Source organism: Nostoc sp. PA-18-2419 (assembly GCF_005869855.1).
Classification (GTDB): Bacteria; Cyanobacteriota; Cyanobacteriia; order Cyanobacteriales; family Nostocaceae; genus Nostoc.
The window spans coordinates 1-7553 of the sequence record NZ_SZNH01000083.1; the positions used below are offsets into that span (position 1 = coordinate 1).

The 7553-nt window shown below is 41.3% G+C and carries 13 protein-coding genes; 7 read left to right on the forward strand and 6 right to left on the reverse strand.

Features of this window, described 5'->3' with window-relative positions; all coding sequences use genetic code 11:
* Positions 1 to 259 (reverse strand): IS1 family transposase (locus FCR06_RS31765; protein WP_138506711.1); only part of this gene is annotated, 259 nt, incomplete at its 3' end.
* 420 nt (positions 260 to 679) lie between these two features.
* Between FCR06_RS31765 and FCR06_RS34675 the strand changes: the two genes are divergently transcribed.
* A complete protein-coding gene (locus tag FCR06_RS34675; protein ID WP_317616850.1) occupies positions 680 to 844 on the forward strand; it encodes a hypothetical protein in 165 nt (54 codons plus the stop codon).
* Between the two features lie 39 nt (positions 845 to 883).
* The gene (locus FCR06_RS34680; protein ID WP_317616851.1) at positions 884 to 1210 is read left to right on the forward strand and encodes a hypothetical protein; all 327 of its coding nucleotides are present in this window, start codon (positions 884 to 886) and stop codon (positions 1208 to 1210) included.
* Here FCR06_RS34680 and FCR06_RS35090 read toward each other — a convergent pair.
* Both FCR06_RS35090 and FCR06_RS34525 read right to left on the reverse strand, forming a co-directional pair.
* Positions 1154 to 1399 carry a transposase family protein gene (locus FCR06_RS35090; RefSeq protein WP_189523666.1) on the reverse strand — a complete coding sequence of 82 codons (246 nt, stop codon included), beginning with the start codon at positions 1397 to 1399 and terminating at the stop codon, positions 1154 to 1156. The genes FCR06_RS34680 and FCR06_RS35090 overlap by 57 nt on opposite strands.
* Entirely contained in the window at positions 1377 to 1604 is a 228-nt protein-coding gene (locus tag FCR06_RS34525) for a transposase (RefSeq protein ID WP_138506864.1), read from the reverse strand. Before FCR06_RS34525 ends, FCR06_RS35090 begins: the two co-directional genes overlap by 23 nt.
* Before the next feature lie 136 nt (positions 1605 to 1740).
* Between FCR06_RS34525 and FCR06_RS35095 the strand changes: the two genes are divergently transcribed.
* Together FCR06_RS35095 and FCR06_RS35100 are read left to right on the forward strand one after the other, a co-directional pair.
* Positions 1741 to 2109 carry an IS1 family transposase gene (locus FCR06_RS35095; protein ID WP_411268039.1) on the forward strand — a complete coding sequence of 123 codons (369 nt, stop codon included), beginning with the start codon at positions 1741 to 1743 and terminating at the stop codon, positions 2107 to 2109.
* Positions 2025 to 2327 carry an IS1 family transposase gene (locus tag FCR06_RS35100; protein WP_223280391.1) on the forward strand — a complete coding sequence of 101 codons (303 nt, stop codon included), beginning with the start codon at positions 2025 to 2027 and terminating at the stop codon, positions 2325 to 2327. Before FCR06_RS35095 ends, FCR06_RS35100 begins: the two co-directional genes overlap by 85 nt.
* 104 nt (positions 2328 to 2431) lie before the next feature.
* On the opposite strand, the gene FCR06_RS31790 is transcribed toward FCR06_RS35100, so the two are convergent.
* Positions 2432 to 2875: a transposase gene (locus FCR06_RS31790; protein WP_262984736.1), complete on the reverse strand. Its 444-nt coding sequence runs from the start codon at positions 2873 to 2875 to the stop codon at positions 2432 to 2434.
* Positions 2866 to 3270: a transposase gene (locus FCR06_RS34100; RefSeq protein ID WP_223280392.1), complete on the reverse strand. Its 405-nt coding sequence runs from the start codon at positions 3268 to 3270 to the stop codon at positions 2866 to 2868. Before FCR06_RS34100 ends, FCR06_RS31790 begins: the two co-directional genes overlap by 10 nt.
* A gap of 145 nt (positions 3271 to 3415) precedes the next feature.
* On the opposite strand from FCR06_RS34100, the gene FCR06_RS33260 reads away from it, so the two are divergent.
* The 3 genes from FCR06_RS33260 (at position 3416) to FCR06_RS31805 (ending at position 7149) form a co-directional block, all read left to right on the forward strand.
* Positions 3416 to 3643 (forward strand): hypothetical protein, encoded by a 228-nt coding sequence (locus FCR06_RS33260; protein WP_189523667.1) that lies wholly within the window; start codon positions 3416 to 3418, stop codon positions 3641 to 3643.
* A gap of 402 nt (positions 3644 to 4045) precedes the next feature.
* Positions 4046 to 4357 carry a hypothetical protein gene (locus tag FCR06_RS31800; protein ID WP_138506866.1) on the forward strand — a complete coding sequence of 104 codons (312 nt, stop codon included), beginning with the start codon at positions 4046 to 4048 and terminating at the stop codon, positions 4355 to 4357.
* 302 nt (positions 4358 to 4659) lie between these two features.
* Positions 4660 to 7149 carry a filamentous hemagglutinin N-terminal domain-containing protein gene (locus tag FCR06_RS31805; protein ID WP_138506869.1) on the forward strand — a complete coding sequence of 830 codons (2490 nt, stop codon included), beginning with the start codon at positions 4660 to 4662 and terminating at the stop codon, positions 7147 to 7149.
* A 118-nt stretch (positions 7150 to 7267) separates the two neighbouring features.
* Here FCR06_RS31805 and FCR06_RS35105 read toward each other — a convergent pair.
* Positions 7268 to 7553 (reverse strand): transposase (locus FCR06_RS35105; protein WP_138503730.1); only part of this gene is annotated, 286 nt, incomplete at its 5' end.

A 7553-nucleotide genomic window follows, 5' to 3' on the forward strand; every position in this document is an offset into this window, starting at 1 on the left:
CTGGCAGCTTTTCTCCTATTTGTTTTACCCAAGAAATTATAGTAGTATGATGTACACCTTTAACCCGTTCAATCCCACGAAAACCCATACCATTAAGATACATTTTTAAACATTCTTGTTTAAGTTTCTCTGAGTATCCTTTTGGCGGATCGTACACATCAATAAATTGGCGCTCGCAGTTATTACAGATGTGATTTTGTTTACCTCTCCGTTTTCCATTCTTTCTAATTTCCGTAGACTCACAGTATGGACATTGCACAGTAGATGACCTCAATTCATCCCTCTATTATGCAACACCAAAAAAATAACTTTAGTTGTGGGTTTAAAGCCCACTTAAAAAAAGATGTGTTTCAACGAGTAGGTGCTCGTAACACAGCGTCCTTATTTCAATCCCACGACTTTAGTGGTGAGTACTACTACATACTTCCTATTTCTTACTTCCGACTTCTGAAATCAATGCCTCATCTATGGTGAGTGATTGAGCAGCCCCGACCAAGTAGTGATAACAAGGCAAGAGAGTTCGGTTGAGGAAGCCTTGCAATTGACGATAACTGCAAAGATATAAGAAGCTAATGAAAACCCCAACCTGTAAACAAAGGCCGGGGATTACTAATAAACCTAACCTCATGATGCCACAAGTAAATACCAAAAAGACCACCTTCAGACTAGAGGTGGGACGATGACCAAACCCACCTCTGGCAAAAAGACCACAGCCGCAGTTCCCCCTAAGTCAAAGCCAGCACTCAAGCAGGAAAACCCAGAAGTAGTCACGGTTGAGGTGGCAGCGGTTGAAGTACCAGAACTTACCGAGGATGAACAGCGCGACCGCTTGCATTTAGAGTGAAAAGTCGAGCAGGCTTTTGTTGAAGCGGGAAAGGCGTTGATGGAATTGCGCGATCGCCGCCTTTACCGTTCCACGTACCGCACATTTGAAGAGTATTGCCGCGATCGCTTTGGTTATAGCCGCGATGCTGCCTACTTGAAGATATCTGCTACTACTGTATATGAGAATATTCAGAAATATTTGCCGACCATTGGTCGGCAAATTCCTCTACCAAGTAGTGAGCGTCAATTACGTTCCGTTGCCAAAGCAGAGCTAGAACCCACTGAACAAGCGACGGTTTGGCAACAAGCAGTAGACCTCTTGCACGAATCAAGAAAACAGGGCAAGTTCATAATTGAGAAGCCCAGCAATCAAATTGCAACGTAAACCAAAACGTTTTCTACGATTACGATACTGTTCTTTAAGAATACGAAAAATCTTCAATCGACGGTTGATGTGTTCACCAACAACACGTAATTGAGCTAACTGGCGATTATGATGGCGTTCATGGGAGGGTAAATCAGCACCACGAGGTTTTTTAGCAGGGATGCAGCTACTCGTCAAGGATTTTGGCAATTCCTTGATAACCTTTGTCAGCTAAACACAACTGTGAAGTGTGAAATCTTACCTTTGTATTTTTCAGTAAGCGGAAGTCATGAATACGACCAATTCCATAAGCCGTACAGATGATTTTGCCACTAGCTTGGTCTACTACCAATTGTGCTTTCAAAGTATGACGTTTTTTCTTGCCGCTATAATAGCAACGTTGTTTTTTTGACATTGCATAATAGAGGGATGAATTGAGGTCATCTACTGTGCAATGTCCATACTGCGGCTCTACGGAAATTCGCCAAAACGGAAAGTGAAGAGGTAAACAAAATCACATTTGTAAAAAATGTGATCGCCAATTTATTGACTTGTACGATCCGCCAAAAGGATATTCTAAGGAACTGAAACAAGAATGCTTAAAAATGTACCTTAATGGCATGGGTTTTCGTGGGATTGAACGAGTAAAAGGAGTGCATCATACTACTATTATTTATTGGGTCGAACAATTGGGAGAAAAACTTCCAGACGTACCGAAAGAAGATATAATTCCAGAAGTTGGAGAATTGGATGAATTAGAGACATTTGTTAGTTCAAAAAAAACACTCATTGGGTTGTGGACAGCAGTAAATCACTTTACTCAAGGTATTTTAGCTTGGGTTTTGGGACGACAACCAGTGCCGAAACTTTTGAGCCATTGTGGGAAATTGCTAAACAGTGGAAAAGTTATTTTTATCTGACAGACGGCTGGAAAGTTTACCCAAGTTTTATTCCAGATGGAGACCAAATTGTGAGTAAAACATATATGACACAAGTTGAAAATGAAAATACAAGGCTCAGACATTATCTTGCACGCCTTCACCGAAAAACTTTATGCTATTCCAAGACAGAAGAAATACTGAGATACTCAGTTAAACTATTACTTCATTATTTAAAGTATCAAATTGTACCTACATAAATAGATTCATCCCTTCATTCAGCAACGCCACAGGCGCATACGTAAAAATATCACGACCTCGTTCTTCACGCAGTAATCAGGATTGTATAAAACCCATTTGAGATCTATGCCTGAGCTAAACGCTTGAGCATGAGTCGAATAAAACATAGATTAAGCTTGGAAGTTGCATGAGCCAGTGTTCGCTCAAAGTTTTTCACCAAACTCTTACATCGTTCCATCCAAGCATTCGAGCGTTCAATTACCCAACGAGTTGCAACTGGAACAAATCCTGTTTTACCAAGAACTGCTTTTTCGGTTTTTGTAGGTTTGGGTGCTAGTTGGAATCGGATCTTGGTCAGAATGCGAGGGTAAAGTGTTTGTAGAACGGTTGCAATCTTGTCAGGATGATAGCCGTGGTCAAGCAAAATAGTTATCTTTGGGATGTTCACGGGCTTGGCACGAAAGTACTCTAAGTTCTGGCTTAATAGTTCAATCAAGCCACTGTCATCACTCATATTAGCTCTAGTGCAGTGGGTGAAAAATGGTAGACCGAGAGTAACTACCGCCAAGTGCCGTTTGATGCCGTTGGTACACTTTTATGAGCAGAACCCTTTAGAATCCATACCCGCATTGCAGGTATTCTTGACTGCAACCGAAGTCGATGATTAGTAGGGTTGTCCACTTTGTTTTTTTTGGCGTATTCGCGTACTTTCCCATGCAAGGTCGTCATCATTTGCTCTATTACTCCTGTTTCTCGCCACTGTTTGTAGTGCCAAAACACCGTTGAGTAAGGCGGTAAATCTTTAGGTAAATCGCACCAGTTACACCTATTCTTAAGTTGATAAAAGATGCCATCTAAGATTTGTCTTTTTGTCCACTTTGGTGGTCTGGTCTGCTTCTTCTGGGGCAACACTGGTTCAATGATTTCCCACTCTTTGTCCGTTAAGCTGCTGGAGTACGGCATTTATTTCTGATTTTACCCTCTCTTTCAAGATCCCAAATGGGTTCTATAGTACGTATAGGAATGAAAGGGGACAAAGTTAACCTCATCTGGATTACTTAAAGTTAAGGATTGTCATGTTAAACCGAAAGCCCTTCATGTCCTTTGTGTGTCTCGTAGAGAAGATACTTGTTCCGCCGCGTCCGTGCCAAATCCTGGAAAATGGTCACATGAGGCGATCGTAGCTTTTGTCAAATGTACGACCTCTACGTATGCACAAACTCATACGTTGCGGCGAATTCTGGGCAGAATCCAAGTTTTGGCTTCTTGCAGGAGTTGGAATGATGACCCAGTACTTGTGATAGTCATCAAAAAGCTGCTGGTGAAATATCCCTAGTGGAAGATTGCGATTGTGGATGGGGTGATTGGTTGATTGGCAGGAGTAGCGCAGCATAACATATTAGTGCAACAGTGCGATCGCTTTGAAAGAGCCTTTACTAACGAGTAAAGGGATAAAGTCAAATTTTTCGACTTTAGATAGAACCAGTATTTGACTAACTAGATACTTATCTTCATATTGTCCAACTATAGCTTCTTTTTTGTCAAAAATATAAAGTTATGTAACAAAATTACAAATTGGCGAAAATTTGGATTTTGAAATTGATAACACTATAGAGTCAAAAACTAAGACAAACAGTGGTAGCTCTCTAGTAGTCTGTTGTAGTATATCTAGTGTGACAAAATTAGTACTCTAGTGATACTTTGACCTAAATGTATTTTATTTACCCCTATCTAAGTTATGTATAAAATTTCAAACTGGAAGTCGATAGTAGTGCAGTTTTTATGTATACTTTTCATTATTCTTCCCTCCACAGGAGGTGACATTTTTACACAAAAGTATGGTGAACTTTATTTTGAATGCCATTCAGTAACCATTGACTCAGAAGTATCAGCACAAAAATCGGATGAACTACCAGAAGTTCTACCGGGTGAACCAGTAAATATACGAATCTTATATAGCCGAACTAATGGGCCCCAACCAGGAGGGAAGCCCTCAACTGATCAGGATCAACCAATAGAAAAACCACCAGGGCTTGATCTACCCAATTAGGATCAACCAGCAGAAAAGCCACTAGGGCTTAACCTATCCCATCCGAACCAAGCAGAAGGAAAATCATCTAGCGACTCTTATTCTATAACAGAAAAAGCGAGCTAATACAGTAGCTATTGTATTAGCTAACTTTACCCTCAGTACAGGAACTAGAGCAAATTGATTTCATCCCAAGATAACATCTTAAACTATGTACAATTCAAAATTAGTAACGGTAACCGCTACAAATACTAGGTAGTATCTTTAATTGCTCCTGAGCAAAAGATAGTGCATGGTCTTAAATAAGAGTTACATTTAATCAGATGACTCCAAACTGGAAATATCGCTCTTGGCAACGAGGGCTAGCAATTTCTTTAGCTTTCCTTGGGGGATCGCTTGTTCAGGGAAACTATTTTGCTAATTCTGCCTTGGCTCAAAGTGCCATCACTGCTGATGAAACTCTAGGCTTTGAAGGTTCTTATATAGATAAAACAAAACCTAAACTTTTTAATGATCCAGATGATTTAATTGATGTGGTAAAAGGTGGGGCAACTCGTGGCAACAATTTATTCCACAGTTTTAAAGAATTCAGCATTAATGAAGGACGACAAGCCTATTTTCTAAGTCCCAGTAGTGATATTCAGAACATTCTTGTAAGAGTGACGGGTAGTAACCCTTCTAAGATTCTGGGTATTCTTGGCACTTACCAATTGAGCAACGGCACTTTAGCTACTTCTAACGCTAATTTGTTTCTGATTAATCCTAATGGAATTGTTTTTGGTTCCAAGGCACATTTGGATATTGGTGGCTCATTTGTTGGTAGTACAGCTAGCGCAATCAAATTTAAGGATGGGACTTTTTTTAATACAACTAGCCTTGGAGCAAAACCTTTATTAACGGTGAGTATACCTATAGGACTACAAATTGGTAGGACTGTAGGAGAAATTAAGACACAAAAAAATTTCCTAGCAGTACAACCTGGTAAAACCCTGGCGTTAGTAGGCGGTAACATCATCTTAGATAATGCATTTTTACAAGCAGAAAGTGGTCAGATTGCTTTAGGAGGGATACTTGGTGAAGGAATAATAGAACTGAACATTGATAGCAATGAGCGAACCTTAAGCTTTCCTAACGACGTTACGCTAGCAGATATATCACTGAGCAATGGGGCTATAGTCAATGTTAGTGAATATCAAGACGAAGATACAGTGAATGACAAGGGTGGTGGTTATATACAGCTAGAAGGCAGGAACATCACGCTCACTAATGGGTCACAAGTTTTCGCAGACAACCAATGGAGCCAAAACGGTAGAGGAATTTCTGTTCAAGCTAAACAGTTAACTCTTCGAGATGGATCGCAAATAAGTGCTGCAACTTATCGTTCAGGTAACGGGGGAAGTCTAACGGTAAGAGCAACCGACTCTGTGCAAGTAATTGGAACTGATGCATCTAATAACCCCAGTGATTTGCTTACTACCACCTTTGGTGACGGCACAGCAGGCAACTTAACCATTGAAACAGGAAAATTAATTGTTGCCGATGGGGGAAATGTAGCAGCTAGTGCTGAAAAAGGTAGCGAGGGTCGCGGGGGTATTTTGAAAGTGACTGCCTTAGATTTTATAAAACTTAGCGGAACTTCATTGGTTGGAGATCCTAGCGGTTTGTTTGCTCAGGCTTTAGGCAATGGAGATGCTGGCTTTGTGACAATTGACACAAAGCAATTGATTGCTCAAGATGGAGCGCAAGTAGTAAGTGGTACTGGTGATAAAAGCCAGGGTAACGGAGGCGTTCTAACTGTATTTGCCTCTGACTTTGTAGAGCTAAGTGGAAAAGCATCTAATACGGAAAATACCAGTGGCTTGTTTGCTCGAAGTCGAGGTACTGGAAATGCAGGTTCTATATCAATTAGTACAAGGCAATTGATTATACGAGATCAGGCACAAGTAACAGTAAGCAGTATAATGCCAGGTGCAGGAACCGCAGGCTCATTAATAGTTGATGCTAATTCTATTTATCTCAACAACGCTGCGAAAATCACTGCTGACACTACAGGAGGTGGAGGTGATATCTTCCTGCGATCGCCTTTATTATTACTACGTAATCAAAGCTCTATCACTACCAATGCCAAAGGCTCTGGTATTCCTGGCGGCAACATCAAAATCGATGCACTAGATGGCTTCATTATTGCTGTTCCTGAAGATAATAGTGATATTAGCGCCAATTCTGTTGACTTTCGTGGGGGAAAAGTCCAAATTAGCGCTCAGGGAATCTTTGGAATTCAGCGTCGAAATACACCGACTCCAAAAAGCGACATTACTGCTACTGGAGCAAGCCCTGAGTTCAGTGGTTCTGTAGAACTTAACACACCTGGTGTTGACCCCAACAGTGGCTTAGTTGAGTTACCCACAATCGGTGTCGAAACTGAAGTAGCGCAAGTCTGCGATAGTCCAAGTTATGCTCAAAGCAGTTTTATCATTACCGGAAGTGGTGGTTTACCTCCCAATCCCACCAAAGATATTCTCCCGAATGACGCAGTAAATGTGGGTTGGGTGTCGCTCAAACCAAGTGGCGAAGCCTCTGGTAGAGAAGGCTTGTCTGCGACACGCTACGCAAACGCCAATGATGGGCTACGCCGAAGCAGTAATCCACCTGCGGTTACTAAGACAGTAACAACACCAGAACCTATTGTAGAAGCAAACGGATGGGTAATAAACAAAAAGGGAGAGGTGGTACTTACAGCTAATGTACCTAGTGGCAGTCGTGGTTCGTGGCAGAAAGATGTACCTTGCAGTGTAACTCATGCTCATCAGTAAATGGGTGTCAACTCCAATTCGCAATTCGCAATACTTCGACTACGCTCAGTACAAGTTCGCAATTCGCACTCTTGCTAACGCCCCACTCCGCTTACGCAATTCGCAATTACAGCAGTTTTCAAATGAATAGACCACAGTGGGCAAACCAACCCCAAGCATCATCAGAGGAAATTTGCTGATTCACAATCTGAGTTAAAAGTTGATTTAGTGCCTCATGTGTTGTAACTTTTGCTGCTCGCAAACAGTGCTTCAGTTTTGACCAGCATAATTCAATTGGAGATAAGTCAGGTGAGTAAGGAGGTAAAAAGACAAGACGTGCGCCAACTGCTTCAATTGAGTCTTGAATCACCGCAGCAGTATGTACTGATAAATTATCCATCACCACAATTGCTCCAATCCATAAT

What these genes read in the sequence shown, in the direction of transcription:
- FCR06_RS34675 (WP_317616850.1), top strand. Translation starts at nt 680, where the DNA reads ATGACCAAACCCACCTCTGGCAAAAAGACCACAGCCGCAGTTCCCCCT.
- FCR06_RS34525 (WP_138506864.1), bottom strand. Translation starts at nt 1,604, where the DNA reads ATGTCAAAAAAACAACGTTGCTATTATAGCGGCAAGAAAAAACGTCAT.
- FCR06_RS34680 (WP_317616851.1), top strand. Translation starts at nt 884, where the DNA reads ATGGAATTGCGCGATCGCCGCCTTTACCGTTCCACGTACCGCACATTT.
- FCR06_RS31805 (WP_138506869.1), top strand. Translation starts at nt 4,660, where the DNA reads ATGACTCCAAACTGGAAATATCGCTCTTGGCAACGAGGGCTAGCAATT.
- FCR06_RS34100 (WP_223280392.1), bottom strand. Translation starts at nt 3,270, where the DNA reads ATGCCGTACTCCAGCAGCTTAACGGACAAAGAGTGGGAAATCATTGAA.
- FCR06_RS31800 (WP_138506866.1), top strand. Translation starts at nt 4,046, where the DNA reads ATGTATAAAATTTCAAACTGGAAGTCGATAGTAGTGCAGTTTTTATGT.